At 64.0% G+C, this 25292-nt stretch carries 23 protein-coding genes and 1 pseudogene; 12 read left to right on the top strand and 12 right to left on the bottom strand.

Features of this window, described 5'->3' with window-relative positions:
- Positions 1-93: 93 nt before the first annotated feature.
- Genes AC1DMY_RS18525 through AC1DMY_RS18505 form a run of 5 tightly spaced genes read right to left on the bottom strand, consistent with a single transcriptional unit; the run spans position 94 to position 4490 of the window.
- Positions 94-1296, bottom strand: coding sequence for an ABC transporter permease (locus tag AC1DMY_RS18525; protein ID WP_477166339.1), 1203 nt, complete (start codon positions 1294-1296; stop codon positions 94-96).
- Positions 1297-1298: 2 nt separating this feature from the next.
- On the bottom strand, positions 1299-2033 hold the full coding sequence (locus tag AC1DMY_RS18520) for an ABC transporter ATP-binding protein (protein ID WP_477166338.1): 735 nt from the start codon (positions 2031-2033) through the stop codon (positions 1299-1301).
- Complete coding sequence (locus AC1DMY_RS18515; RefSeq protein ID WP_477166337.1) at positions 2030-3607, bottom strand: alpha/beta hydrolase; 1578 nt, start codon at positions 3605-3607, stop codon at positions 2030-2032. The genes AC1DMY_RS18520 and AC1DMY_RS18515 overlap by 4 nt, the downstream gene beginning before the upstream one ends.
- Before the next feature lie 13 nt (positions 3608-3620).
- The gene (locus tag AC1DMY_RS18510) at positions 3621-3854 is read right to left on the bottom strand and encodes a helix-turn-helix transcriptional regulator (protein WP_477166336.1); all 234 of its coding nucleotides are present in this window, start codon (positions 3852-3854) and stop codon (positions 3621-3623) included.
- A 30-nt stretch (positions 3855-3884) separates the two neighbouring features.
- Positions 3885-4490, bottom strand: a complete 606-nt coding sequence (locus AC1DMY_RS18505) for a hypothetical protein (RefSeq protein WP_477166335.1) — start codon at positions 4488-4490, stop codon at positions 3885-3887.
- 434 nt (positions 4491-4924) lie between these two features.
- On the opposite strand from AC1DMY_RS18505, the gene AC1DMY_RS18500 reads away from it, so the two are divergent.
- The 4 genes from AC1DMY_RS18500 (at position 4925) to AC1DMY_RS18485 (ending at position 10155) form a co-directional block, all read left to right on the top strand.
- Positions 4925-5491 (top strand): fimbrial protein, encoded by a 567-nt coding sequence (locus AC1DMY_RS18500; RefSeq protein WP_477166334.1) that lies wholly within the window; start codon positions 4925-4927, stop codon positions 5489-5491.
- 70 nt (positions 5492-5561) lie between these two features.
- The gene (locus tag AC1DMY_RS18495) at positions 5562-6305 is read left to right on the top strand and encodes a fimbrial biogenesis chaperone (RefSeq protein ID WP_477166333.1); all 744 of its coding nucleotides are present in this window, start codon (positions 5562-5564) and stop codon (positions 6303-6305) included.
- Positions 6302-9064: a fimbria/pilus outer membrane usher protein gene (locus AC1DMY_RS18490; protein WP_477166332.1), complete on the top strand. Its 2763-nt coding sequence runs from the start codon at positions 6302-6304 to the stop codon at positions 9062-9064. The genes AC1DMY_RS18495 and AC1DMY_RS18490 overlap by 4 nt, the downstream gene beginning before the upstream one ends.
- A complete protein-coding gene (locus tag AC1DMY_RS18485; protein ID WP_477166331.1) occupies positions 9061-10155 on the top strand; it encodes a fimbrial protein in 1095 nt (364 codons plus the stop codon). The genes AC1DMY_RS18490 and AC1DMY_RS18485 overlap by 4 nt, the downstream gene beginning before the upstream one ends.
- A 20-nt stretch (positions 10156-10175) precedes the next feature.
- Here AC1DMY_RS18485 and AC1DMY_RS18480 read toward each other — a convergent pair whose 3' ends face one another.
- Positions 10176-10529: a hypothetical protein gene (locus tag AC1DMY_RS18480; RefSeq protein WP_477166330.1), complete on the bottom strand. Its 354-nt coding sequence runs from the start codon at positions 10527-10529 to the stop codon at positions 10176-10178.
- 261 nt (positions 10530-10790) lie between these two features.
- Positions 10791-11534 carry an FAD-binding oxidoreductase gene (locus tag AC1DMY_RS18475; RefSeq protein ID WP_477166329.1) on the bottom strand — a complete coding sequence of 248 codons (744 nt, stop codon included), beginning with the start codon at positions 11532-11534 and terminating at the stop codon, positions 10791-10793.
- A 92-nt stretch (positions 11535-11626) separates the two neighbouring features.
- Between AC1DMY_RS18475 and AC1DMY_RS18470 the strand changes: the two genes are divergently transcribed.
- The 3 genes from AC1DMY_RS18470 (at position 11627) to AC1DMY_RS18460 (ending at position 14184) form a co-directional block, all read left to right on the top strand.
- A complete protein-coding gene (locus tag AC1DMY_RS18470) occupies positions 11627-12580 on the top strand; it encodes an ABC transporter ATP-binding protein (protein ID WP_477166328.1) in 954 nt (317 codons plus the stop codon).
- Positions 12577-13350: an ABC transporter permease gene (locus AC1DMY_RS18465; protein WP_441605543.1), complete on the top strand. Its 774-nt coding sequence runs from the start codon at positions 12577-12579 to the stop codon at positions 13348-13350. Before AC1DMY_RS18470 ends, AC1DMY_RS18465 begins: the two co-directional genes overlap by 4 nt.
- A 114-nt stretch (positions 13351-13464) precedes the next feature.
- Positions 13465-14184 (top strand): pseudouridine synthase, encoded by a 720-nt coding sequence (locus AC1DMY_RS18460; protein WP_477166327.1) that lies wholly within the window; start codon positions 13465-13467, stop codon positions 14182-14184.
- 314 nt (positions 14185-14498) lie between these two features.
- Here AC1DMY_RS18460 and AC1DMY_RS18455 read toward each other — a convergent pair whose 3' ends face one another.
- The 3 genes from AC1DMY_RS18455 to AC1DMY_RS18445 form a co-directional block, all read right to left on the bottom strand.
- Complete coding sequence (locus AC1DMY_RS18455; protein WP_477166326.1) at positions 14499-14945, bottom strand: DUF6491 family protein; 447 nt, start codon at positions 14943-14945, stop codon at positions 14499-14501.
- 58 nt (positions 14946-15003) lie between these two features.
- The gene (locus tag AC1DMY_RS18450) at positions 15004-15735 is read right to left on the bottom strand and encodes a hypothetical protein (RefSeq protein WP_477166325.1); all 732 of its coding nucleotides are present in this window, start codon (positions 15733-15735) and stop codon (positions 15004-15006) included.
- 120 nt (positions 15736-15855) lie between these two features.
- Complete coding sequence (locus AC1DMY_RS18445) at positions 15856-16749, bottom strand: LytTR family DNA-binding domain-containing protein (protein WP_477166324.1); 894 nt, start codon at positions 16747-16749, stop codon at positions 15856-15858.
- A gap of 155 nt (positions 16750-16904) precedes the next feature.
- Here AC1DMY_RS18445 and AC1DMY_RS18440 point away from each other — a divergent pair, with 155 nt between their 5' ends.
- Positions 16905-18116: an acyltransferase family protein gene (locus AC1DMY_RS18440; RefSeq protein WP_477166323.1), complete on the top strand. Its 1212-nt coding sequence runs from the start codon at positions 16905-16907 to the stop codon at positions 18114-18116.
- A gap of 21 nt (positions 18117-18137) precedes the next feature.
- On the opposite strand, the gene AC1DMY_RS18435 is transcribed toward AC1DMY_RS18440, so the two are convergent.
- On the bottom strand, positions 18138-18437 hold the full coding sequence (locus tag AC1DMY_RS18435) for a DUF3247 family protein (protein ID WP_477166322.1): 300 nt from the start codon (positions 18435-18437) through the stop codon (positions 18138-18140).
- Positions 18438-18576: 139 nt separating this feature from the next.
- On the opposite strand from AC1DMY_RS18435, the gene AC1DMY_RS18430 reads away from it, so the two are divergent.
- The 4 genes and pseudogenes from AC1DMY_RS18430 (at position 18577) to AC1DMY_RS18415 (ending at position 21552) form a co-directional block, all read left to right on the top strand.
- Entirely contained in the window at positions 18577-19848 is a 1272-nt protein-coding gene (locus AC1DMY_RS18430; protein ID WP_477166321.1) for an MFS transporter, read from the top strand.
- A 102-nt stretch (positions 19849-19950) separates the two neighbouring features.
- Positions 19951-20157 carry an FAD-dependent oxidoreductase gene (locus AC1DMY_RS18425; protein ID WP_477166320.1) on the top strand — a complete coding sequence of 69 codons (207 nt, stop codon included), beginning with the start codon at positions 19951-19953 and terminating at the stop codon, positions 20155-20157.
- 15 nt (positions 20158-20172) lie between these two features.
- Positions 20173-21156 (top strand): annotated as a pseudogene (gene ubiM, locus AC1DMY_RS18420) (5-demethoxyubiquinol-8 5-hydroxylase UbiM); the annotation flags it as partial.
- A 75-nt stretch (positions 21157-21231) separates the two neighbouring features.
- Positions 21232-21552, top strand: coding sequence for a hypothetical protein (locus AC1DMY_RS18415; protein WP_441605552.1), 321 nt, complete (start codon positions 21232-21234; stop codon positions 21550-21552).
- A gap of 202 nt (positions 21553-21754) precedes the next feature.
- Here AC1DMY_RS18415 and aceE read toward each other — a convergent pair whose 3' ends face one another.
- The gene (aceE, locus tag AC1DMY_RS18410; RefSeq protein ID WP_477166319.1) at positions 21755-24448 is read right to left on the bottom strand and encodes a pyruvate dehydrogenase (acetyl-transferring), homodimeric type; all 2694 of its coding nucleotides are present in this window, start codon (positions 24446-24448) and stop codon (positions 21755-21757) included.
- Between the last annotated feature and the right edge of the window lie 844 nt (positions 24449-25292).

Below are 25292 nucleotides of genomic sequence, written 5' to 3'. Positions count from 1 at the left end.
GTTGCGAAGCGCATGGCCTTCGCGAAAAACCTGATGCACCGAAACTGGATTCCGGCCTGCGCCGGAATGACGAGCACTAGAGCGGCGCCGACCTCAGCCCGAAATCGCCAACCGCTCTGACTGATACAGATGCGCCGTCGCCAGCACGCCCAGAACCGAGGCAGCCAGGCTGCCCGCCAAGCACAGGCCAAACTGGTCCGCCGTGACACCATCGCCGCGCAGCAATTGCATGATGCCCAGGTGCTGTCCAAGCAACGGCACGGCATACATCCATTCCTGCGCCTTGATGGGCATGGTGGAGAGCAGGATGCTGGGAAGTATCGGCACGAACATCAGCAGCGAGACATAGGTCTGCGCTTCGCGATAGCTCTTGGCGAACGCCGCCACCATGGACTGCAGCGCTGCCAGCAGCACGATCAGCGGCAACATGAGCAACAGCACCTGTCCACTGAAACGCAGGCCTAGGTCGAGCTCCATGCCGAGTTTTTCCGTGGGAATGAAGCGGCCCACCACAGCGAACGCCAACAGGCTGATCAAGAGGCTGATCGCAGAGAACGTGCAGATCGCCGCCAGCTTGCCGGCCAGGATCTTCCAGCGCGCCACCGGGTTGGCGAACAGCGGTTCCAGCGATTGCCGCTCACGTTCGCCGGCAGTCAGATCGATTGCCAGGTACATGCCGCCCATGAACACGGTGAGCACGAAGAAATAGGGCAGGATCGAAAACACGAGGGCCGCGCGCGCCTGTGCGGTGGCCTGGTCACGTTTGGCGGCCACTACCGGCCACGCGGTACTGGGTGAAAGCCCGCGCGATACCAGACGCATCGCGCCCTGCTGGCGTGCATACGTTTCGACGACTTGCGACAGGCGATCCACCGCAGCATTGGCATCGCGTTGCGAGGAGTCATAGATCAACTCCACCTGCACGGCTTCACCCTTGCGCCACGCGGTGGCGTAGTCGGGCGAAATGCGCAGCACCACGTCGGCATCCTGCTTGCGCACGGCCAATTCAGGGTTGGCGATGGCGGGCTTGGGCACGATGCCTTCGGCCTTCAATGCGTTGATCAGATTGGGGGCGTACTCGGCCCCGGCCACCGGAACCGGCAGCGGCTTCTCGGCCTTGTCCAGCTGGCGGTTCAGGGTGATGTTGAGCAACATCACCATGATGATCGGCCCAAGCAACGGGCCGGTGAGGAATGCACTCATGATGGTGCGCCGGTCGCGCAGGTTCTCCCGCACTTCCTTCAGGTACACGGTGAGGAAGGCCCGCGTGCGTGCAACGGGAGTTACGGTTTTCATGTTCATGCGGCGAGGCCCTCTTCGCTGCCGATGATCTTCACGAAGGCGTCCTCGAGGTTAGCCTCACCCGTTTGGTCGCGTAGCGCCGCCGGCGATTCGTCGGCCACCACACGTCCGTTGGCGATGACCACGATGCGATCGCACAACGCCGCCACCTCTTGCATGATGTGGCTGGAAAACAGCACGCAGCGACCCTCGCTCTTCAGCTGCTGCATGAACTGCCGCAACGCGCGCGTGGCCATGACGTCCAGGCCATTGGTGGGTTCGTCGAGAATGACGTTGCGCGGATCGTGGATCAGCGCGCGCCCGATCGCCGTCTTCACGCGCTGGCCCTGGGAAAAACCTTCCGTACGCCGATCGGCGAAGTCGCTCATCTCGAGCGCCCTCACCAACGCCTCGCGGCGACTGACGATCAAGTCCTCCGGGAGTCCGTGCAGGCGGGCGAAATAGTCGATGTTCTCGCGCGCGCTGAGGCGCTTGTAGAGGCCGCGCGCATCGGGCAACACGCCCAGCTGGCGCCGTACGGCGAGCGCGTCGGTGGCGGCATCGATGCCATCCACCAGCACCTGGCCGCGATCGGGCCTCATCAGCGTGTACAGCATGCGCAAGGTGGTGGTTTTACCGGCGCCGTTGGGACCGAGCAGGCCGGTGATCTCGCCGTCGCGAGCCTTGAAGCTGACGCCATCCACCGCTTTCACGGCGCCGAACGCCTTGTGTAAATCCTTTACTTCGATCATGGCGTCGCTCCGTTGAAGTCGATGAAGGTCGGCGTGGGATGCATCCGCTCCAGGCAGCTGGTATCGAGCGCCTTGGGGTTGAGGTCTTCGATGAAGTGCTTGACGATCTGTGGCGCACAGCCTGCGTTGATCACGTTGTGACCCTGACCGGTCAGCACGAGATGGCGCGAGTTGGGCAGGTTCTTCGCCACCTGCTCGCCGTAACGCGGCGGTGTGACGGGATCGAACTGACCGGAGAACAGCAGCACCGGCGCATCGGTTTTCAACGGCTCGTGGAAATCGGCCGGGCGATCACCCTTGGGCCACACCGAACACGTGTTGCGCAGCGTGTCGACCATGCGCGTACCCAGGATGCTGTGCGCATCCTCCTCGCGCGGCGTCAGCAGGTCGGCGTCCTCGCTGCAGATCACGGCAAGCTGCATGCCGCCATTCATGGTGTCGGAGAGATCGCCCGACAGCAGTTTGGCCTGCCCTAGCAGCGGACCAACGTCGCCATGCGCGGCGGCATCGATGGACAACGGCAGCAGCGCGGCCGTGAGCGGTGAATAGGCGAACATGCGAACCACGCTGGCCAGCGAATATTCGCTAAGGGTGTGCTGCACACTCTGGTAGGTTTGCGGATCGCGGAAACTCACCTTGTGCGGATTGGCACGCAGCGCATCGCGCAGCTGGAACAGCGTCTGGTACGGATCGTTGAAACGCTTTCGGCATGCCTCGTTCGCCGTGCACTGCGCGAACTGCGCCTTGAGGGCGTCATCGAGGTTGCGTGCAAAGTCTTCGCCGAGCACCAATTCGTTCGGCACCACGCCATCGAGCACCAGGCTGCGCACGGCCTTGGGATAATGCATGGCGTATTGCTGCGCCATGCGCGTGCCGTAGGACACACCGACCAGGTCGAAGGTCGGCGAACCCAGCGCCTTGCGCACGTCTTCCAGATCCTGCGCGGCGATGGTGGTGGTGTAGTAGCGCGGGTCGGCCTTGCCGTCGAGCTGCTTGAGGCATCGCTCGGTTTCCTGCTTCTGGCGCTCGGCGCTCGCGTCGATATCTTCGGAGCCGCCTTCCGTGCCCTCGCCTTCGTCCTTGCAGGTGAGTGGATTGGAGCCGCCGGTGCCGCGCTGATCGAGCAGCAGCACGTGCCGATGCTGGGTCAGCGGCTGCAGAGCGGTCGATACGCCCGGCCACGATTCCGTGGCCGCCTGCCCCGGACCGCCCGCCAGCATCACCAGCATGTCCTTGCTCGCTACTTGTGCACTGCTGCGTATCACCGCGAGCTTGAGGTGGATCTTGCGGCTGTTCGGATCGACGCGGTTCTCGGGCACCTCGAACGGTGCGCACCACGCCGCGGTGGACAGTCCGCTGTTGGGTTCCCCCAGTTCGCACGGCGAGAGCGTGAGCGAACCCAGCGTCCAGGTTTGTGCTTTGGCGGGCTTGGCGGGCGTCGACGTCGTGTCGGCGGAAACCGCAGTGTCCTTCGAGTCCGCGCGCGCCTGTGGATGAAATTGCTTCCAGCCCAGGATCGCCAGTGCGATGACTGCGATGCCTATGCGAAAGGCGGTTCGTCCTTTGCTTGCCATGGGTGTACTCCCCTCACTCCATTGGATGTCGCGAAATCACCGGTGGTGCCACCGGCGGTTCCGGTTCGAAGATCGATTCGATGGAAAGGCCAAACAGCCGCGCAATCTTGAAGGCCAGCGGCAGACTTGGATCGTACTTGCCTGTCTCGATCGCGTTCACCGTCTGGCGCGATACATCCAGACGCTCGGCCAGATCGGCCTGCGACCAGGCGTGCTCGCCGCGCAGTTCACGGACGCGATTGTTCACGGTACGCGCACCAGGGCGCGGTGGCTGCTGTTATTCATCGGGCAGCCCACGCGCGCGCCAACGCCACACGCCCAGCAGCAGCCCAAGCACAGCAGACGCGCCAGCCATGCCGCACAACAGCCCCACGCGGAAGCTGTCCCAATCATGTCGCCATGCATAGAACGCCGCCACGCCGGTGATCAGGGCAAGCAGCAGCAAACGACCCGCCGGCGCGAGACCGCTCTCGCCCGCGCAAGCCGTGTCATGCCCATAGGCACGCGCCACGTACCAGCGGGTGACCCCATAGCAGGCCATCATCAGCGGGAACACCCAGATCAGCACCGAACCATCAAGCGGCAGCACCTGGGCAATCGACAGGAAGCCGCCCAGCAGGCTGAGCGCCGCGGTCACCCCGGTGGCCACGCCCAAACCGATCAGATGGGTGCGCTGCTCCAGCTCATCGCTGTCGCGGATAAGCCGGGCCAGCTGCGCCAGCACGTAGAACATCGGCAGCAGCGGCGCCAGCGCGAGCAGGATCTTCAGAGGCAGGCTGCTGACCGTATGGACGATCGGCCAGACGGACAGCATGAACACCGTATAGAGGGTGATCGCGAACAGCGTGCGCCGCTGGTATTGCCGGTAGGTGAGGCGAGACATAGAGGCCCTGGGTCCGGTGTCAAGCTGACTTGACACAGGCTACGTCCGGCCGCCCAGGCGTGTCAAGCACGCTTTACACGGAGGTCTGTATCGGCCGACCTGACGCAAAACTTAACGGTTTTGGCCATCAGACAACTCCGAAAATGTGACCCAATTTGCACATTGAGCTGCCCAACGCGTCCGATGTGACCCAGCTCGACTCACAAAATTCGTCACTTGCATTTAACAACTACCTCTCACTTTCGGCAGATAGCGGGGTTTTGAGCGTCTCGTCGGCGTTGGCACGGGGGTTGCTTTGAGGCGGGTAAGCGAACTGGAAACCGGCCCGAGGGGTACGGGCCAGAAGCCTAAGAAAGCGCTGCGGGGGCACCTGCCCAGGGTCCGGGAGCGCACCAAACACGATGTATCCACCAAACGTTCAAAAGGACATGGGTATGAAGAAGCTTCTCCTCTCCGCCGTGCTCGCCACCGCCTTCGGCGCCATGGCTATGGCTCCGACCCCGGCCAAGGCCGTCGACGGCGTCATCACCGTCACCGGCTCGGTCGTGGCACAGACCTGCACCGTCGACGGCAACGCTTTCGGCACTTCCGACGCCGTGGCGGTCAAGCTGCCGCTGGTTCTGGCTCCGGTGCTCGCCGGCTCGGGCTCGGTGGCCAACAAGACGGGCTTCTCGCTCGTGGTCGCTGGCTGCGACTCCAGCCTGTCGACGGTCCAGGCTTTCTTCTCGGGCGCCAACATCAACACCACCGACGGCAATCTGAAGAACGCCACCGGCGCCGGCAATGCCACCAACGTCGAAGTGCAGCTGCTGAACGGCAACTCGGTGGTCATGCCGCTTAACGGCGCCACCGCCAATGCGCAGAACTCGCTGCTCACCAACCTGACCGGCACCACCACCAAGGGTGCCACCCTGAACTTCTTCGCGCAGTACTTCGCGACGGGCGTCGCCACTGCCGGTGCGGTGAACACCTCCGTGCAGTTCACGATGAACTACCTGTAAGTAGCTCACCCGGTGCGGCGGACCGCCTGGTTCGCCGCACCACTCCTGCAGCCCGTTCTGGAATCCCCCTATGAAGACCGTCGTCTGCGCCCTGCGCGCGGGTTTGCTCACACTTTGTCTGTTCGCTGCCAGCGCCCATGCCGGCGTGGTGGTCGGCGGCACGCGTGTAGTGTTTCCTGCCCAGGACAACGAAGTCACCGTTCGCCTGACCAATCGCGGGGAGCGCCCTGCCCTGGTCGAGGCATGGGTTGACGACGGCGACATCCAGTCGACGCCGGACAAGGCCAACGTGCCTTTCCTGATCACCCCTCCGCTGTTCCGCATGGAAGGCAACAAGGACCAGAGCCTGCGCATCATTGGCACGGCCGCCCAGTTGCCGCGCGATCGCGAATCGCTGTTTTGGCTTAACGTGCTGGAAGTGCCGCCCAAGCCGGCGGGTACGGATGCGGCGAACGCCAACATCCTGCAATTTGCCGTCCGTTCGCGGATCAAACTTTTCTATCGCCCGGCCAATCTGCCGGGTGATGCCCTGAAGGCACCGGCACAGGTGACCTGGAAGGCCGTTTCCGATGGCCAGGGTTACTCGCTGGAAGTGCACAACCCGTCCCCGTTCTACCTGACCTTTTCCAAGGTCGAGTTCACGGTGGGTGGCACGCACTATTCGGCCGAGCCGGGCATGGTCGCTCCCATGGGCAGCCAGCGCCTGGCAGTGAAGGATCTCAAGCAGTCGCCCGCCAGCGGCACGCCGGTCGCATTCGACGCCATCAATGATTTTGGCGCCAACGTCGGCTTCAACGGTGTGATCGCCCCGTGAGCAACGCCCGCGCCCAACGCCCGGCTTCCGGTCGCTACCGTCTTATGGCATGCCGAAAGGCCGTGCTGTGGACGGGCATCGCGACCGTGCTTGGCACGTGGGGCTGCGCGGCGCATGCAGCAGCGGCTGCTGCAAGTGGCGCTGACGCCAGCGCGATGGAAGCGAGCTTTGATCGCAGCCTGCTGTCCGGCGCAGGCGACAATACGACCGACCTCTCGCGCTTCGAGCGCGGCAACCCGGTGTCGCCGGGTAACTACAGCGTCGATCTTTACGTCAACGGCTCGCATGCCGGTCGCGCAAATGTGCGCTTTGCCGCGGTGAGCGGCCAGGTCAGTGCTGTTCCTTGCGTCGATAAAAAGTTGCTGGAGCAGTTGAAGCTGTCTCCGTCGGCGCTCTCGACCGAGGCGCAGGCGAAGCTCGAGAACCAGACAGGATGCATCGCCATCGGGGACCTGATCCCCGACGCCACGATGGCCTTTGACATGGCGACCCTGCAGTTGGACGCCAGCATTCCCCAGGTGTACATGGGGCAGGCCGCGCGTGGGTATGTCAGCCCCGAATACTGGGACGAGGGTGTCCCCGCCGCGCTGTTGAACTACAACTTCAACACGTATCACATGGACAACCACGGCATCAGCCAGACGTCGGCCTATCTGGGGCTGAACTTCGGTCTCAACGTGGGTGCCTGGCACCTGCGCCAGGACTCCACGGTGAGCTGGCAGTCCGGCGTCGCAGGCGCGCCATCGAGCAACCACTGGCAAAACATCGACACGTATGTGCAGCGCGATATTCCTTCGATGCGCGCGCAGCTCACCGTGGGCGATTCGTATACCGACGGACAAGTATTCGACAGCTACGGCGTGCGCGGTGTGCAGCTGGCAACCGACGACCGCATGCTGCCCGATTCGCTGCGCGGCTACGCACCGGTGATCCAGGGCGTTGCCGAGTCCAATGCCAGGGTAACCGTGCGCCAGAATGGCCTGGTCATTTACGAAACAACGGTCGCTCCGGGTCCTTTCTCCGTCAACGATCTTTACCCGACCGGCTACGGCGGCAATCTCGACGTGACGATTACCGAAGCCGACGGGCGCGTTCGCACGATGGTCGTGCCCTACGCATCGGTGGCCCAGCTGCTTCGCCCCGGCACCACGCGCTTCGATGTTGCCCTGGGCCAACTGCGTGTCGCCAACGTCCACGACACGCCCGCCGTGGGCCAGGCGACGCTCCAGCACGGCTTCACCAATTTGCTGACCGGCTATGCCGGCCTGGCGGGTTCGGAAGGCTACGCTGCGGTGCTGGTGGGCGGCGCGGTGAACACCAAGCTGGGCGCGGTCGCCGTCGACCTCACTCAGTCGCACGCCACCATTCCGGGCTACGCATCACAGTCCGGGCAGAGCATGCGCGTGACGTACAGCAAGATCATTCCCGAGACCAACACCTCGCTGTCGGTTGCCGCGTATCGCTATTCCACGAGTGGATTTCTCAGCCTCACGGATGCAGCGCTGGCACGCGACTACGCACGCCACGGCCTGAACGCTTTCGACGCGCTGCTGCCTGCCACTTCACCCACCATCGATGGCGTGGCGGCCCCCAGCATCCTGACCCCGGCCCAGCAGGCTGCACTCGCCGGCTCGACCTATAACCCTGTTCTCAATGGCACCGCGCTTCAGCGCCAGCGCAATCGCTTCACGCTCACGCTCAGCCAGCGCATCAGTGAAAGCGGCGGCACGATTTTCGTCAATACCGCCGCCAGCGACTACTGGAACAGGACCGGCACCGACACCCAGTTCCAGGCGGGATACAGCAACAGCTTTCATCGCGTGAGCTACAACATCTCGGCGACGCGCACGCGCGATCCGCTGGGTCGCTACGACAATCAATATTTCGCCAGCTTCAGCGTGCCCCTTGGCAACAGCGCGCATGCACCGACGCTTTCCTTCAATGCCACGCATGACCAGTCCTCGGGCAATCAGGAACAGGCCATGCTGACCGGCTCCGCGGGTGCGGACAGCCAATACACCTATGGCGCCACCGCGACGCACAGCAGCAGCGGCGGCAGCGGCAATTCCGCCTCCATCAATGGCGGCTATCGCAGCCCCTACGCGGTGTTGAATGCGACCTACGGCGATGGCAGCGGCTATTCGCAGGCGTCGTTCAGCGCCAGCGGTGCGATCGTCGCGCATCCGGGTGGCATCACCTTCGGCCAGCCGATCGGCGATACGGTAGGTATTATCGAAGTCCCCGGCGCTGCCGGTGCGCGCCTGGGAAATTCCGCTGGCGTGCGCATCGACCATGGCGGCTATGCGCTCGTGCCCTATCTGCAGCCCTACAGCCTCAACACCATCACGGTCGACCCCAAGGGCCTTCCGCTGGATGTGCAGCTGGATTCGACCAGCGCCCAGGTCGCCCCGCACGCAGGCGCCGTGGTGATGCTCAAGTTCAAGACCGACACGGGTCGCACCATCATTGCTCAGGCGAAGACGGAAGACGGCCGTGCACTGCCCTTCGGTGCCGAAGTTTCCAACGAGAAGGGCAGCGTGCTCGGCGTCGTCGGCCAAGCCGGCCAGATCCTGGCGCGCGGCGTCGAGCAGAGCGGCGTGCTGACTGCCCGGTGGGTCGACGATGGTGGCCAGCAACAGGCCTGCTCGTTCTCCTACCAGCTTCCGGCGAAGAGCAAGAACGCGACCGCTTATCAGCAAATTCAAGTCACCTGTGCCCAGCCGCGCGTGGTGGCACAGGTCTCTAGGAGTGGTTCATGAAGCCCGTTTCGCGCCATCGGATTGGGCTTGCCCATCGACTCGCCTGTCTGCTGCTGATCATCGTCGGCACGGCCTGGGCTCCCCTGGCCGCCGCTGCCGCCAACTGCAGCGGCGCCTCCAGTCAGATGTCGTTTCCCGATGTCACCATCCTGACCGGGCAGTCGCCGGCTGTCGGCACGGTATTGGCCACCTCCAACCCCGTCACGATCACGTTCAACTGCACGGGCCTGCCAATCACCACGAAGTCGTCCAACGACTACACTGCCACCGTTCAGGCGGGACAGACGTTGGCCACGCTCGATCCGACCAATGTCCCTGCCGGCCCTGGCATCCGCTTCAGCACCGGTGTCACCGGCGTGGCACTGCTGGTGACCGCAACGCCGGTACAGGCAAGCAGCGAGAGCGGCAACGTCAACGACGGTCCCAACAGCCTGGCCGGCTACCCGGTCGGTTCGGTCACAGCGCCAGGCGGGGCCGCCGTGGGCAGCTATTCCGGATCGACCAGCGCCACCTACGTGGGCAAGCTCATCGTCACCGGGCCCATTACCGCCGGCACGATCAAGGCGAACACACTTATTCCGTTCTGGTGGTACATCTCGGGCGGCTCGGCGAACTCATCCAGCACCAAGATGTCCGCGGCGCTGACACTCGCCAGCAGCGCAATCAAGAATGGCGCCTGCAGCGTCAATACCGACTCGCAAAACCTCACCGTGCAGTTGCCAGCGGCATTCTCGGCGGCGCTGGGGACGGCGGGTGCGACGGCGAACCAGACGCCGTTCTCGATCAACTTCACATGCCTGTCGTCCAACCAGAAACTGGTCATCGCCATGACGGCCAGCAACCCCAGCACGAACACGACGGGCGTCATATTGCCAACCACCGGCACCGGTTTTGCCACCAACGTCGGCGTGCAGATTCTTAATGGAAGCGGCGTCGCCGTGAATGTTCGCGGCACCAAGCAGACCCCGGTCGCAATCACCGCGGGAACGATGTCCATCCCCTATTTCGCCCGGTATTACCGAACGAGCGCACAAGCGATTGGCCCAGGACAGGTCAGCGCAACCATCACCTTCGTCGTGACCTATCAGTAGGAAGCCGGCCGTTGGCGGCGTCACTCAAACGTTTGCGTAAGCAACTTAAGTGATGCCGTATCGGTGCCGATATCCTTGGCATAGCCGGCGAAATACTTGATAACGCGATCGCCGGCCAGCGCAGAGCCTTGCAGCGCCGTGACCCGCAGCTCATAGAGTTGCGAACCATCGGCGGCCGCATCGACGCCTGTGCAAGCGAGGTGCGAGGTTCCTATGGCGCCCGCGCCACTGGCAAGCCGCCCTTGATCGGGCGAACAGGTCGGCGTGACGACGGCCCCGGAAAACGTGATGGTGCCCGTGTTTGCATGCGCCACCGACGCCAATGAAATGGCAATGACGCAACCCATCCAGGTCTTGCGAATCCAGCCCTTCATAAATGCCCCTTCCCGCACCCCCCTTTTTGGGGATACCTGTTGGGATCTATCGGCGTGGGCCCCTTGCGCTTGATATCGAAAACCCGGGCAGGTCTTCGCAGCGTGAACTGCGTCACGTTTTTGGCAGGCGTCGGGAAGACGACCCGTAGAACTACGGATTGGGAAGCAGCGAAGGGCGTCGCTGGGCTGATCCGGTTAGCGGCCGGTCTCAGCCGAACTTGAGCGTCTTGTTGGGCAACGGTTTAGGAACGGTTGCGCGACTCAACGTGAGGAGACGTACTTCTCGCGGCGGATATGCGCCACCGGCAGGCCGAAATCCTTCAGGGCGGTAAACGCCGCATCGACCATATTCGGGTTGCCGCACAGATAGGCGATGTCCCGCTCGGCGCTGGGCGCCAGCTCGGCCAGCACCTGCTGCACATGGCCGGGGCGATCGTTCGGACGCGGCACGTCGCGCGGCTGGCGGCTCAGGCAGCCATGGAAGGTGAAACCGGGGTTGGCCTGGGCGAAGGCTTCGAACTCCTCGCCGTACAGCAGCTCGGTTTCGTTGCGCGCGCCGTACAGCAGCACCACTTCGCGGCCCTGCTTCACCAGTTCGGTGATCTTGGGCAGCATGGCGCGATACGGCGTCACGCCGGTGCCGGTGGCCAGCAGCAGATAACGGCCATTGCTGTCGCCCGGTTGCAGGCAGAAGCGGCCGTAGGGGCCGCTGGCGCTGATCTCGCCACCGATTGGCAGCTCGCCCAGCAACTTGGTGGCGGCGCCGCCTTCCACATAGCTCACGGCAATTTCGATGCGCTGCACCGGAGAGGAGCCGTCACCCACCGTACCCACCGAATAGCTGCGTTTGGTGGCGCTGCCATCGTCGTAATGGAAGTGGATCTGCAGGAATTGCCCCGGCGTGAAGGCCAGCGGCTGCCCGTCGGCGCGCTCGAAAGCCATGTGCCGGACGGTGGGCGCCAGCATGGTGCTGTCGACGAGACGGAGCTGAAAATGATCTGCCATGGGGTTTTCCGGGAAACAGTGCGTGCGTCGGCCGAGGCCGGGCGAGAGAGCAAGCCACGTATAATAGAAGGCTGGCCCCTTCGGTGCAGCCCATGTCCCCCTCTTCAACACCCGCGCTGGTCGTCGAAAACCTGCGCAAGACCTATAACAACGGCGTCGAAGCCCTCAAAGGCATCAGTCTCACGGTTCAGCCCGGCGATTTCTTCGCCCTGCTCGGCCCCAACGGCGCCGGCAAATCCACCCTTATCGGTATTCTTTCCTCGCTGGTGAACGCCTCCGATGGCGACGCCAAGGTATTCGGCGTCTCGGTCAACAAGCAGCGTGGCAAGGCCATGCAGCTGATCGGCCTGGTGCCGCAGGAAATCAACTTCAACCAGTTCGAGAAGCCGTTCGACATCTGCGTGAACGAGGCCGGCTTCTACGGCATCCCGCGCAAGGTCGCGATGGAGCGCGCCGAGAAGTACCTCAAGGAACTGCGCCTATGGGACAAGGCCCACCATCAGGCGCGCATGCTCTCCGGCGGCATGAAGCGTCGCCTGATGATCGCCCGCGCGATGATGAACGAGCCCAAGCTGCTGATCCTCGACGAACCCACCGCCGGCGTGGATATCGAGATCCGTCGTTCGATGTGGCAGTTCGTCAGCGGCATCAACGCCGCCGGCACCACGGTGATCCTCACCACGCATTACCTCGAGGAAGCCGAAAACCTCTGCCGCAACATCGCCATCATCGACCACGGCACCATCATCGAGAACACCTCGATGAAGCGCCTGCTGTCCTCGTTGGACGTGGAGACCTTCGTGCTCGACGTGAACGATGCGCCGACCGATCTGCCCACCATCCCCGGCATCACGCTGCGCCGCATCGACGATCACACGGTGGAAGCGGAAATGTCCCGTTCGCACGATCTCAACTCCCTGTTTGCGGGCCTGAGCGAGCGCGGCATGACGGTGACCTCGATGCGCAACAAGACCAATCGTCTGGAAGAACTGTTCGTGCGACTTGTCGAGAACGGCCGAAAGGACACCACGGAGAAGGCCGCATGAACGGCACGGGCAACCTCGTTGCACTCAACACCATCGTCCGCCGCGAGATCGTGCGCATCATGCGCATCTGGACGCAGACGCTGATCCCGCCCGCCATCACGATGACGCTGTACTTCGTCATCTTCGGCAAGCTGATCGGCAGCCGCATCGGACAGATGCACGGCTTCACCTATATGCAGTACATCGTGCCCGGCCTGGTCATGATGAGCATCATCACCAACAGCTACGGCAATATCTCCAGCTCGTTCTTCGGCGCCAAGTTCAGCCGCGCCGTGGAAGAAATGCTGGTGTCGCCGATGCCGAACTGGGTGATCCTGCTGGGCTATGTCACCGGCGCGGTCACGCGTGGCCTCGTGGTTGGCGCGTTGGTGCTGCTGATCGCGCTGTTCTTCACCGACCTGCACGTGGCGCACCCGGTCATCACCTTCCTCTCGGTGCTGCTTGGCGCCACGGTGTTTTCGCTGGCGGGCTTCGTCAACGCGGTGTTCGCCAAGAAATTCGACGACATCGCGCTGGTGCCCACCTTCGTGCTCACCCCGCTCACCTACCTCGGCGGCGTGTTCTATTCGGTGGACCTGCTGGGCGAGCCGTGGCGCAGCATCTCGATGGTCAATCCCATCCTGTACATGGTGAACGCGTTCCGCTTCGGCGTGCTCGGCGTGAGCGACGTGCAGATTGGCGTGGCGTTCGCGGTGATGCTGGTGTTTGTGGTTGGCCTCGCGGCTGTTGCGCTACACCTGCTCAAGCGCGGCATCGGCCTGCGTTCGTAAGAGCGAATCACCTGTGGGAGCGCACCCTGTGCGCGACTGCAACGCCGCAACGTACCGCTCCGTTGGTTGTCGCGCACAGGGTGCGCTCCCACAGTAGACAGAAAGATTCGATCCATGCGCGTCAACAAATACATCAGCGAAGCCGGCATCTGCTCCCGCCGCGAGGCGGACGAGCTGCTGCTGGCCGGTCGCGTCACCATCAACGGTGAAGTCGTCAGCACCGGCGCCAAGGCGCTGGAAGGCGACGAAGTGCGCGTAGACGGCGAGATCGTCAAGGCGCGCGTGCTGGCGGCGACGCCGGCCGCCAAGCGCGCCGTGTACATCGCACTGAACAAGCCGGTCGGCGTCACCTGCACGACCGATCAGACGGTGAAGGACAACATCGTCGATTTCGTCGACCACAAGGAACGCATCTTCCCGATCGGCCGCCTCGACAAGGATTCGGAAGGCCTGATCCTGCTCACCAGCAACGGCGACATCGTCAACGAGATCCTGCGTACCGAGAACAACCACGAGAAGGAATACCTCGTGGCGGTGAACAAGGCAGTGACCGACGATTTCCTCAAAGGCATGGCGCGGGGGGTGCGCATCCACGGCCAGATGACCAAGCCGTGCAAGGTGCGCAAGATCGCCAAGTTTGGCTTCGGCATCATTCTTACGCAGGGATTGAACCGCCAGATCCGCCTGATGGCCGCAGAGTTTGGCTATCGGGTCACGCAGTTGCGACGCGTGCGCGTGATCAACGTGAAGCTGGGGCACCTGAAGGTGGGCCAGTGGCGCAACCTGACCGAGGTGGAGCTCAAAGGCTTGTTGCCAGGGCGGACGCAGTGGTGAGCTCGGTACACCGCAGCGCGGCGAGGATTTAAAAAAGAACTCGCTGCGCGCCGGCTTCGAAGCTCACCCTTTGTCATGCCGGCTTGTCTGTGGGAGCGCACCCTGTGCGCGACTGCGACGCTGGGGTGTACCGCTCCGTAGGCTTGTCGCGCACAGGGTGCGCTCCCACAAAGAGCGATCGCAAGATTGAATGGGCGCCACAGCGTGCGAAACCCTTGTAGGAGCGCACTTGTGCGCGACCATAGCGCTTGGGTGCACCGCTCCGTCGGCTGGTCGCGCACAAGTGCGCTCCTACAAATAGCGGAACAGCACCCTCACTTCGCCGGCCGCGCCGCCTCTTCAACTTCCCTCGGCTTCCCCTGCTGCGGCGAATCCAACTTCTTGATATCCACCGGCCGGATCTGCTTGATGAAGCACGGCGCATCAGCACCGCCCGTAATCACGCGGTCGAATTTCGCCGACACTTCGCTGGCGCTTGAGGTCAGCGCGATATGGTTGGTGAACTCCAGGTTGCGGCAGCGGCCGTCAAGGTCAATCAACCACGCTTCGTTCGAACGCGTATAGACGGCCAATTCGGTATCGCTCAGAGGCTCCCACGACCACAGGCTGAAGTAGTGGAAACTGCTGACCGGTTCGCCGGCGGCGGCGGCGTACGCCTGCTGGCGGGCTTGCATGCGCGAGGTGTAATCCTTGCCCACGCGGGTGCAGGCGCTGAGCGCTGCGATCACCGCGACGGCGGCAAGTAGGGATTTGGCTGCCATGATTTTCATCTCCATCAGTGCTGGTCTTGCAAACGCATGACGCGCAAGCGCGTGGACCTTATTTCTTTTTGCCGGACGACTTGCTGACCGGCTGCCACTTGGCCGGGTCGAAGCCACCCGTTTCGAACACCAGCGTCACTTTCTTCTCACCGTCCTGCAAGGTCACGTCCATGGTGATTTTCTTGGCCTTCTCGAGCTGGGTGATGAAGCCCTTGTCGTCCTTGAACAACAGGGCCGGCTCGCCCGTGGTCGGCGCAAACGCGGGGATGGTGCCAGGCTTGCCGTCGAACGTCGCCTTGATCGAGCACACGCCCTTGCACACGAAGCCATGCGGGCCGCCATTGAACAGAAACGCGTTCTGCCCCCACTCGGTATGACGGCGCAGCACCAGTCGCACGCGATCCTCGCCCGAAGGCTGGCTGGTATAGATGGTGGCGGTGGACTGCGTGCCGCCCTGCATCGGCGACACTTGGTACAGCCACAAGCCGGCGAGGCGGTTCTTCTCGCTGTTTTCCTTGTAGCGCTGTTCGATCGCCGGGAGGCTCTGCTGCACTTCCTTGGCCGCCTCGGTGTTGGGATAGCGCTTGAGGATCTCGTTACCCATCGTCACCGCCATCTCGTCGTTGCCGATGCGCTGCAACTGACGGTAGGTGTCGAGCTTGCCCGCGGATTCGTCAGCCGGCGCCTGGGCCTGTTGCGGCGCCTGGGCCTGGTCGCCCGACTGGGAGCAGCCGGCAAGCAGGAGCACGGTGCCGAAGGTAGTGGCGGCGAAGCGGAGGCGCTGGTTCATGGGCAAGGTCCTGTTGCGGTTAGGCGCTTAGAGTGGAACGAGGGTGAGTGGCGGTGCAAGCTGGATGGTCTTCGGCCCGGCCGAGTCGCGCACGGGGTGCGCTCCCACAGGTGACTGGCCTTAGGCGCTGACGGGAGTGTCGCCGAAGCGTTCGCGCAGTTGGGTGCGGAAGCGGCGGCTGCACGGCAAGGTGGCGCCGTCGCGCATGGTCAGGCGCGCGTCGCCGGTTTCCAGCGGTTCCATTTCGGAGAGGTAATCGAGGTTCACCAGATAGCTGCGATGCACGCGCACGAAGCGCGTGGGATCGAGCCGCTCCTCGATGCCGGCCATGGTGGCGCGCAGCGGATAGTCGCGTCCGCGCACGTGCAGGTTCACGTAGTTGCCGGAGGCCTGCAGCCATTCGATCTCGCGCGCGGCGACCAGGAATTCCTTGCCGAGCTTGCGTACCAGGAAGCGTTCGGGACGGTCGACCGGCTCGACGGGCGGGCCTTCGTCGGGTTCGGCCAGGAGCGCGGCTTCGCCCTGCAGGCGGCGCATGATGAAGCCGTAGGCGGTGATCAGGCCCACGAACGAGAAATAGGTGCGGATGTCCTTGAGGTACTCGTAGCCCACCTGCAGCGGCCAGTCCTTGCCAAAGTGGTACTGCCAGTCGAAGAAGACCCTGTACGCGATCATGCGCAGCACGATCATCAGCCCGACGTGGGCCAGGCAGAACGGTACGCTCAGGGCCAAGTGAAACTTGAGGCTGCGCGCCCAGGTGTCAAAGCGCATCGGCCAACGCCGGGTCGCCCAGACGACGAAGGGCACCAGCGTCAGGATGGCCACGCTGCTGCTGGCCTCCCAGATCCACGGCTCCAGGCCCGACACCCAGTGGGTGCGATACACCGCATCGAACCATGCGGTCATGCCGTTGAAGACGGTATTGGTCAGCAGCATCACGACCCAGAAGCCGGTCTCGAACGGCCGGCGCCAGCGCTGGAAGCGGGTGTAGTCGAACGAGGACGGAGGGGTCATGCCCGGGATTCTACGTGGAGCGCTGCTTTCGTCCGCACCTTTCGTCCCCGGGGGGCCACCACTCGTCCCTGTCTTCGGTCGATCAATCACTTAGCGGCGGACGCGGCAAGCCGTGACGCGGAGCATGCAGCCATCGCCACCACGGAGTGCCGTTCATGAACCGCCGCCACGATATCGACGCCCTGCGCGTCCTGGCCTTCGCCCTGCTGATCCTCTACCACCTGGGCATGCTCTACGTCGGCCCGGCCGACGACTGGAAGTTCCATCTCAAGAGCAGCTATATCGCCGACTGGTTGGAGCAGCCCATGCTGGCCTCGAGCTTCTGGCGCATGGACCTGCTGTTCCTGATTTCCGGCATGGCGGTGCACTTCCTGCGCGGGCGGCTGAGCCTGCCGCGGCTGGCCTGGAAACGTACGGTGCGGCTGTTGGTCCCGCTGCTGTTCGGCATGGCGGTGGTCGTGCCTATCCAGCCGTATGTGCAAGGCGTGGACAATGGGCTGGTCGCCCCGGGCTTTGCCCGCTTCCTGCTGCGCTACTGGACTGGCGGCCCCTGGCCGGCGGGTGCCTTCGATGGCTGGCAGTTCGGCGTGACCTGGAACCATCTCTGGTACCTGCCCTATGTATGGGTCTACACCCTGGGCCTGATCGCCCTGCTGCCGGTGCTGGAATCGTCGCGGGGACAGCGCGTCATCGGCACGGTTAATCGCCTGCGAGGCTGGCCGCTGCTGGTGCTGCCGGCGCTCCCGCTGGTCGCATTCAACTTCTGGCTGGCGGCCCGTTTTCCGCAGAACCACGCCCTGATCGGCGATTGGTACGCGCACGCCGGCTACGCCACGATGTTCTTCTACGGCTACGCCATCGGCACGCATCCGGCCTTGTGGTCGGAACTGGCGCGCCTGCGTCATCGCGCGCTGGGCCTGGCCGCGTGCTGTTTTGCGGCGCATTTGCTGCTGGATCGGATGGATATCGGCACGTGGTCGGCATCGGCCATCGCCGTCGAGCGGCTGGGCATGCGTGCCCTGCATGGCTTCTACGCCTGGAGCGCCATCGTGGCTGTGCTGGGTTGGGGCCATCGCTACCTCAACCGCCCGTTCCGCTGGTTGCCGTATGCGCGCGAAGCGGTGTTTCCTTGGTACATCCTGCATCAGAGCGTGATGCTCGCGGTGGCGTACTGGCTGCTTCCGCTCAAGCTCGGTCCGGTGCTCGAGCCCACCCTGGTGCTGTTGGGCACCGTAGGCGGCTGCGCCGCGCTGCATGAGTGGGTGATCCGTCGCACGCCGTGGCTGCGTCCGCTGTTTGGCCTCGACGCCAAGCCGCGCGCCGCACGATCGGAAGCGAGCTTGGTGGCGCAGACGCAAAGCGCCTGAACTTGTGGCGGCAGCGGGAGCTCAGCTCTCGCTGCCCATCGAATCGAGATGCTCCACGCGATGGATGTCGCCCAGCCACAGGTAACACGTCCACGCCGGCGCATCGGGCCGCTCCAGACGCACGACACCATTGATGCCCTCATTTTCCTGCGCATCGCGAAACACCTGCACGTTCGGGCGTTCGCACACGACGCCGTCGTAGCTGGTGCCGTCCCTCATCTGCAAGACCACGTGGCCTTGGGTCGGCAACTGGTCGACCAGGGCTTCCAGGCGGCGGATCCTGGCAGGGTCCGTATATACGCGTTCGGCTAACTGGCCCATGCTTCACCTCATCGGCGCGGCGACATCGGCACGCTAGGGCCGGCGCCGCCAAGAGCCGGTCACACTCATGTGAAGCTGCAGTGCTTTGCCATGGCGCTTCAGCTGCCGATAATGGTCGCGCCCCCGCAAGGATCCCCTCATGCCCCCTGCTCCCGCGCAAGCTTCTGCGGAATCGCTGCGCTCGCACCCCGCATTCGTGCAGTTCTGGTTTGCCCGCATCTGCTCGGGCTTTGGCTTCCAGATGTTGTCGGTGGCCGTGGGTTGGCAGATCTATGCCATCACCGGCCGCGCACTCGACCTGGGTCTCATCGGCCTGGTGCAGTTCTTTCCATCGGTGATGCTGGCCTTGCCTGCGGGCCATGTGGCCGATCAATTCGAGCGGCGTCGCATCGTGATGTTCGGGCAGATCGTGGACATGCTGGCGATTGCCGTACTCGCCGTGATCAGTCTGATGTACCTGGCGCACGAGACGACGATACTCGCGCTGGTGTTCGTGATCGGCGTCGCCAAGGCCTTCGAATTCCCGGCACTGCAATCGATGCTGCCGGCACTGGTGCCGTCGTCCATCCTGCCACGCGCGATGGCAGCCAGCGCATCGGCCGGACAGGCGGCGATGATCATGGGGCCTGCCGTTGGCGGCCTGCTCTATGTCGCGGGCGCCGGCGTGGTGTACAGCGTGTGTGCGGTGTTGTATCTCATCGCGGTCGTGCTGATGGCGCGCATGCGTTACGAGCAGGCGCAACCGAAGCGCGAACCGGCCACGCTGAAGAGTTTGTTTGCGGGCGTGCATTTCATCCGCCGTCGGCCCGACGTGCTCGGCGTAATTTCGCTGGACCTGTTCGCCGTGCTGCTCGGTGGCGCCACCGCACTGCTGCCGATTTTCGCCAAGGATATCCTGCACACCGGCCCGTGGGGGCTCGGGCTGCTGCGCGCTGCACCGGCGGTGGGCGCGCTGCTGATGTCGCTGTGGCTGGCACGCCACAGCATGGAGCGTCGCGTCGGGCCGATCATGTTTGCTTCGGTGGCCGGCTTTGGCGTGGCGACACTGGTGTTCGCCTTGTCCAAAGTGCTGTGGCTTTCGCTGATCGCGCTGTTCGCGCTCGGCGCGTTCGACATGGTGAGCATGGTGATCCGCGGCGCGCTGGTCCAGCTGGACACGCCTGACGACATGCGCGGCCGCGTCAGCGCAGTCAATGCCATCTTCATCAACACCTCTAACCAGCTCGGCGAATTCGAGTCGGGCATGCTCGCCGCGTGGCTGGGCGCAATCAACGCCACGGTGATTGGCGGGATCGGCACGCTGGTGGTGGTGGGCTTGTGGATGACGATGTTTCCCACGCTTCGTCGTCGCCAGAGCCTGCGCGCCGAACCGCCGCCGGTGGTGGAGCCGGCGGGAGCGGAGACGATCTAGGTGCGCGAAGCGCGATCCGTCGCGCCGTGCATTGATGTGCATCAAGCGCGCTCTGGAGCTGCTCCTTAGCATGAGGCTGTCTCCAACCCGGCCCTGCATCCCATGCATGTCGATATCGCGATTGTTGGCGCAGGCCCCGCGGGGCTGTGCTTTGCCCGAAGGCTGGCACGTACGGGCCTGAGCATCCTGCTGATCGAGCAGCAGTCGCTGGACTCGCTGCGCGAACCGCCGTTCGATGGACGCGAAATTGCATTGACGCAACGGTCCATGCGTCTCCTGCATGAGCTCGGTGTGTGGCAGCGGCTGTGACCGGCGGATGTCTCGCCGCTGCGCACAGCACGCGTGCTCAATGGACAATCGCCGCACGGACTGCGCGTCACGCCGAACTCCGAAGCTGAGGATGCTCTGGGCTACCTCGTGCCCAATCACTGTATTCGTCGCGCCGCCTACGGCAGCATCGAGCTCGAACCAAACGTGACGCTGGTCTGTGGTACCTCGGTCGAATCGGTGACGCTGGGTGATGACACTGCACGCCTGCGCCTGTCGAGCGGCGCCGACGTGACGGCGAAACTCGTCGTCGCCGCCGATAGCCGCCACTCGCGCGTACGCCGCGACGTGGGCATCGCCGCCGACATGCATGACTTCGGCAAGACCATGCTGGTTTGCCGCATGGCGCTTGAACAGCCGCATCACGATGAAGCGCTGGAATGGTTTGGCCACCACCAGACGCTGGCTGCGTTGCCGTTGAACAATGCAGAGGCCTCGATCGTGCTGACCCTGCCCCCGCACGATATCCAGCGTGTGATGGCCATGGATGACCACGCCTTCCAGGCCGACATCCGTCGCCGCTTCGATGGGCGCTTCGGCGATATGCGGCTCACCTCCACGCGACATGCTTATCCCCTCGTCGGCGTGTATGCGCGCCGCTTCGTGGCGCAACGCCTCGCCCTGATCGGCGACGCCGCTGTCGGCATGCACCCGGTGACCGCGCACGGTTTCAATCTCGGTTTGCGCAGCGTGGAGGCATTGGGCGGCCTGATCACCCAGGTTGCCGCATACCGTGGCGATATGGCTGCCAGCGAACTGCTGCGCCGCTATCAAGGCATGCATCGCCGCGCCACTTGGCCGCTCTACGCAGCGACAACCGCCATCGTCGCGATCTACACCAACGAGACGCCTGCCGCGCGACTGGCCCGCACCACACTGCTGCGGGCCAGCCAGGCCTTCCCGCCCGTGCGGCGCGCCATCGCCCATGCACTGACCGCCCGGCGCCCACTCGCTGCGAACCTGCCCCGCCATCGCAGCTGAACAAACCGCCTGATTATTTACGCATCGCTCACACCACCGCTGGCAACGTGAACAAACCCATTGCAGGAGGACGCCATGAGCCGTCACCACGACCTCGAAAATACCGTCAACGGCGTCCGTGACCGCGTACGCCATTACGCTGGCGAGGCCGCCGATCGCGCGGATGAGCTAGTGGAACGCGGCCGGGATGCCACCCGTCGCTTCGGTCGCAACCGCACGACGTACGCACGTCGTATTGGTCATGCAGCTGAAGATTTCGCCGACGAAGCTAACTACCAGTATCGTCGCCTGCGTCGCCATGTGAACCGCCACCCCGTTGCCACTACCGCGATCATTGCGGGCACGGTAGGCGCGTTCTTCCTGTTGCGACATCTGTTTCGCGGGGACGACGATTGAGGTCGTTCGACGCATGACAGGAACCCGCCGCAAGGCGGGTTTCTTTTGGACGGCCATTTGATCGATTCACGACCCCTGTGGGAGCGCACCCTGTGCGCGACGCTCTGCATGTGGCGCCGTCGCGCACAGGGTGCGCTCCCACAATTGAGGCAACAAAAAAACGCCGCGGTAATCCGCGGCGTTTTTGCTTAGGTCAGCGACCTCAGACCGACTCAGGATTCGGCTTATCCGGATCCAGCTTGTAGGTCTTGATCGCGCGGGCCACGTCCTTCGCATTGACCTTGCCGTCCTTCGCCAGCGCAGCCAGCGCGGCGTGGGCGATCCAGTAGCGGTCGATCTCGAAGAAGCCACGCAGGTGCGCGCGCGTGTCCGAACGACCGTAACCGTCGGTACCCAACACCGTGTAGCGCATGCCGTCCGGCATGAAGGCACGGATCTGGTCGGAGTATTCGCGCACATAGTCGGTCGCGGCAACGGCCGGACCCTGGCGGCCTTGCAGCAGGCCGGTCACGTACGGCACGCGCTGTTCCGATTCCGGATGCAGGCGGTTCCAGCGCTCGGCGTCGAAACCATCGCGACGCAGTTCGCTGAAGCTCGGGCAGGACCAGATGTCCGAGGTCACGCCGAAATCCTTCTCCAGCAGCTCCGCCGCAGCGATGACTTCGCGCAGGATCGTGCCCGAACCCAGCAGCTGCACGCGCGTCTCGCCCTTCTTCGGCTTGCCGGCGTCCTTGAACAGGTACATGCCCTTGATGATGCCTTCCTCGGCACCGGCCGGCATGTCGGGGTGCTGGTAGTTCTCGTTCATCACGGTCAGGTAGTAGTACACGTCCTGCTGTTCCTGCAGCATGCGGCGCGTGCCGTCCTGCAGGATTACCGCGACTTCATAGGAGAACGTCGGGTCGTACGACTTCACGCTGGGGATCGCACCGGACAGCAGATGCGAATGGCCGTCTTCGTGCTGCAGGCCTTCACCGTTGATGGTCGTGCGGCCGGCGGTGCCGCCGATCAGGAAGCCGCGCGCACGCATGTCGCCCGCCGCCCAGGCCAGGTCGCCGATGCGCTGGAAGCCGAACATCGAGTAGTACACGAAGAACGGCAGCATCGGCTGGTTGCTGATGCTGTAGCTGGTCGCCGCAGCCATCCAGGCGGCCATGCCGCCGGCCTCGGAGATGCCTTCCTGCAGCACCTGGCCCTTCTGGTCTTCGCGGTAATACAGCAGCTGGTCGGCGTCCTGCGGACGATACTTCTGGCCGAACGGCGCGTAGATGCCGATCTGGCGGAACATGCCCTCCATGCCGAACGTGCGGGCCTCGTCGGCCACGATCGGCACGATGCGCTCACCGATCTGCTTGTCGCGCAGCATCAGGTTCATGCCGCGCACCAGCGCCATGGTGGTGGAGATTTCGCGCTCGCCGGTGCCCTTGGTGATCTGCTCGAACGCCGACAGTTCCGGCGCCTTGAGCTTCACATCGGAGGTGCGGCGACGCTGCGGCAGCGAACCGCCCAGCGCGCGGCGACGCTCCAGCATGTACTGCACTTCCGGGGAGTCCTTGCCCGGGTGGTAGTACGGCACGTCGGCAAGCTGGTCGTCCGGCACCGGGATGTTGAAGCGGTCGCGGAAGTGGCGCACGGCGTCGGCGTCCAGCTTCTTCTGCTGGTGCGTCGGGTTCTGCGATTCGCCGGCCGCACCCATGCCGTAACCCTTCACCGTCTTGGCGAGGATCACGGTCGGCATGCCCTTGGTCTTCACGGCCTGGTCGTAGGCCGCGTACACCTTGTGCGGGTCATGGCCGCCGCGGTTGAGGCGCCAGATGTCGTCGTCCGACAGATTGGCGACCATCTCGCGCGTTTCGGGGTACTTGTTGAAGAAGTGTTCGCGCGTATAGGCACCACCGAAGGCCTTGCAGGCCTGGTACTCGCCGTCGACGGTTTCCATCATCAGCTTGCGCAGCACACCCTTGGTGTCGCGCGCGAGGAGCGGATCCCAGTAGCTGCCCCAGACCACCTTGATGGCATTCCAGCCGGCGCCACGGAACACACCTTCCAGTTCCTGGATGATCTTGCCGTTGCCGCGCACCGGACCGTCCAGGCGCTGCAGGTTGCAGTTGATCACGAACACCAGGTTGTCCAGGCCTTCGCGGCCGGCCAGCGAGATGGCGCCGAGCGACTCGGGCTCATCGGTTTCGCCGTCGCCCAGGAAGCACCAGATCTTGCGATCGGTCTTGGGCATCAGGCCGCGGTGTTCCAGGTACTTCCAGAACTGCGCCTGGTAGATCGCCTGGATCGGACCCAGGCCCATCGACACCGTCGGCACCTGCCAGTAGTCCGGCATCAGCCACGGGTGCGGATAAGAAGACAGGCCGCGGCCATGACCGGCCACTTCCATGCGGAACAGGTCGAGCTGATCTTCGGCGATGCGGCCTTCCAGGAAGGAACGCGCATACACGCCCGGGCTCGAATGGCCCTGATGGAACACCAGGTCGCCCGGATGATCGGCGCTCGGGGCACGCCAGAAATGGTTGAAGCCCACGTCATACAGGGTCGCCGACGAGGCAAAGCTGGCAATGTGGCCGCCCAGTTCGCCCGGCTTGCGGTTGGCGCGCACGACCATCGCCATCGCGTTCCAGCGGATCAGCGTGCGGATGCGCCATTCCATCGCGGCGTCGCCCGGCATCTTGGCTTCGTTGGCCGGCGAGATGGTGTTGACGTACTCGGTGGTCGGGTTGAACGGCAGGTAGCCGCCAGCCCGGCGCGTCGAATCGACCATCTTCTCCAGTAGGTAATGCGCTCGCTCGGTGCCGTCGTGATTGATGACCGCGTTGAGCGATTCGACCCATTCCTGGGTTTCGGTGGGGTCGAGGTCTTGCTGGAGGATGTCGTCGAGCTGATCCATGGGGAGCTTCTCTCCGCGGCGCCAGGGGGATGGCGCGGCTGTAAGTGGACGTCTCCGCAGGGGGAGACGGGGAACCCTCCGAGTTTAGCTCCGACGGGGTTTTTCGCCAATTGGATCGAGACAATACGGGGGCGAATGGGGGTGGGTGGGGATGGGTTCGACTTTGGTCGGGAGGGGGCGCAGGGTTTTGCTTTTGCTCGTCATCCCGGCGCAGGCCAGCTTTTGCTCGTCATTCCAGCGCGGGCTGGAGGTGCTTTTCAACAGCCGAATGGCTGGTCATCCAGTGACTTTGCACCTCGATTGTCGCCTGGAGGCCAGGGTGCCGCCTGCGCGGCGGGCGTTTCGAACGGCTGCCGCCGCTCGAGTCACTTTTCTCTTGCTGGCCCACGCATGCGCAGGAGCGCATGCGAACGGCGAAGCCGGCCCGAAGGGCGGAGAGCAGGATGCCCGGAGTAAGAGAAAAGTAACCCAAAGAGAATGGCCTGAAAGAGCAAGGGCTCGTAGCGTCGTGTTGGATACGATCGTCTGTCGCTCGAGGGGTTCGGAAGCGTGGCGATCGTCCGACAGGCGTCTCCGCTACCCCGCAACGCGCCACGGCGAAGAGGACTTAAGGCAAAGCCTCGCTACGCATCGGCTTTAGGCATCGCTCCATCCGCGTGCCGGCCGGCTTGTCTGTGGGAGCGCACCCTGTGCGCGACAGCCACGCCGGGGTGTACCGCTCCGTAGGCTCGTCGCGCACAGGGTGCGCTCCCACAAAGAGCCGAGCGGCAGCGTTGATCCGCCTTCGCGTTCCCTTGTAGGAGCGCACCTTGTGCGCGACCGCAGCGCTGGGGTGTACCTCTCC

The sequence above is a fragment of the Dyella sp. 01L423 genome (assembly GCF_056399945.1).
This window is presented reverse-complemented; position numbering and strand designations above follow the sequence as displayed.

Bases quoted from the DNA above. Each gene is read 5' to 3' on its own strand.
- AC1DMY_RS18525 (WP_477166339.1), bottom strand. From the start codon at position 1,296: ATGAAAACCGTAACTCCCGTTGCACGCACGCGGGCCTTCCTCACCGTG.
- AC1DMY_RS18520 (WP_477166338.1), bottom strand. From the start codon at position 2,033: ATGATCGAAGTAAAGGATTTACACAAGGCGTTCGGCGCCGTGAAAGCG.
- AC1DMY_RS18515 (WP_477166337.1), bottom strand. From the start codon at position 3,607: ATGGCAAGCAAAGGACGAACCGCCTTTCGCATAGGCATCGCAGTCATC.
- AC1DMY_RS18505 (WP_477166335.1), bottom strand. From the start codon at position 4,490: ATGTCTCGCCTCACCTACCGGCAATACCAGCGGCGCACGCTGTTCGCG.
- AC1DMY_RS18500 (WP_477166334.1), top strand. From the start codon at position 4,925: ATGAAGAAGCTTCTCCTCTCCGCCGTGCTCGCCACCGCCTTCGGCGCC.
- AC1DMY_RS18495 (WP_477166333.1), top strand. From the start codon at position 5,562: ATGAAGACCGTCGTCTGCGCCCTGCGCGCGGGTTTGCTCACACTTTGT.
- AC1DMY_RS18485 (WP_477166331.1), top strand. From the start codon at position 9,061: ATGAAGCCCGTTTCGCGCCATCGGATTGGGCTTGCCCATCGACTCGCC.
- AC1DMY_RS18480 (WP_477166330.1), bottom strand. From the start codon at position 10,529: ATGAAGGGCTGGATTCGCAAGACCTGGATGGGTTGCGTCATTGCCATT.
- AC1DMY_RS18475 (WP_477166329.1), bottom strand. From the start codon at position 11,534: ATGGCAGATCATTTTCAGCTCCGTCTCGTCGACAGCACCATGCTGGCG.
- AC1DMY_RS18470 (WP_477166328.1), top strand. From the start codon at position 11,627: ATGTCCCCCTCTTCAACACCCGCGCTGGTCGTCGAAAACCTGCGCAAG.
- AC1DMY_RS18465 (WP_441605543.1), top strand. From the start codon at position 12,577: ATGAACGGCACGGGCAACCTCGTTGCACTCAACACCATCGTCCGCCGC.
- AC1DMY_RS18460 (WP_477166327.1), top strand. From the start codon at position 13,465: ATGCGCGTCAACAAATACATCAGCGAAGCCGGCATCTGCTCCCGCCGC.
- AC1DMY_RS18455 (WP_477166326.1), bottom strand. From the start codon at position 14,945: ATGGCAGCCAAATCCCTACTTGCCGCCGTCGCGGTGATCGCAGCGCTC.
- AC1DMY_RS18450 (WP_477166325.1), bottom strand. From the start codon at position 15,735: ATGAACCAGCGCCTCCGCTTCGCCGCCACTACCTTCGGCACCGTGCTC.
- AC1DMY_RS18445 (WP_477166324.1), bottom strand. From the start codon at position 16,749: ATGACCCCTCCGTCCTCGTTCGACTACACCCGCTTCCAGCGCTGGCGC.
- AC1DMY_RS18440 (WP_477166323.1), top strand. From the start codon at position 16,905: ATGAACCGCCGCCACGATATCGACGCCCTGCGCGTCCTGGCCTTCGCC.
- AC1DMY_RS18435 (WP_477166322.1), bottom strand. From the start codon at position 18,437: ATGGGCCAGTTAGCCGAACGCGTATATACGGACCCTGCCAGGATCCGC.
- AC1DMY_RS18430 (WP_477166321.1), top strand. From the start codon at position 18,577: ATGCCCCCTGCTCCCGCGCAAGCTTCTGCGGAATCGCTGCGCTCGCAC.
- AC1DMY_RS18425 (WP_477166320.1), top strand. From the start codon at position 19,951: ATGCATGTCGATATCGCGATTGTTGGCGCAGGCCCCGCGGGGCTGTGC.
- AC1DMY_RS18415 (WP_441605552.1), top strand. From the start codon at position 21,232: ATGAGCCGTCACCACGACCTCGAAAATACCGTCAACGGCGTCCGTGAC.
- aceE (WP_477166319.1), bottom strand. From the start codon at position 24,448: ATGGATCAGCTCGACGACATCCTCCAGCAAGACCTCGACCCCACCGAA.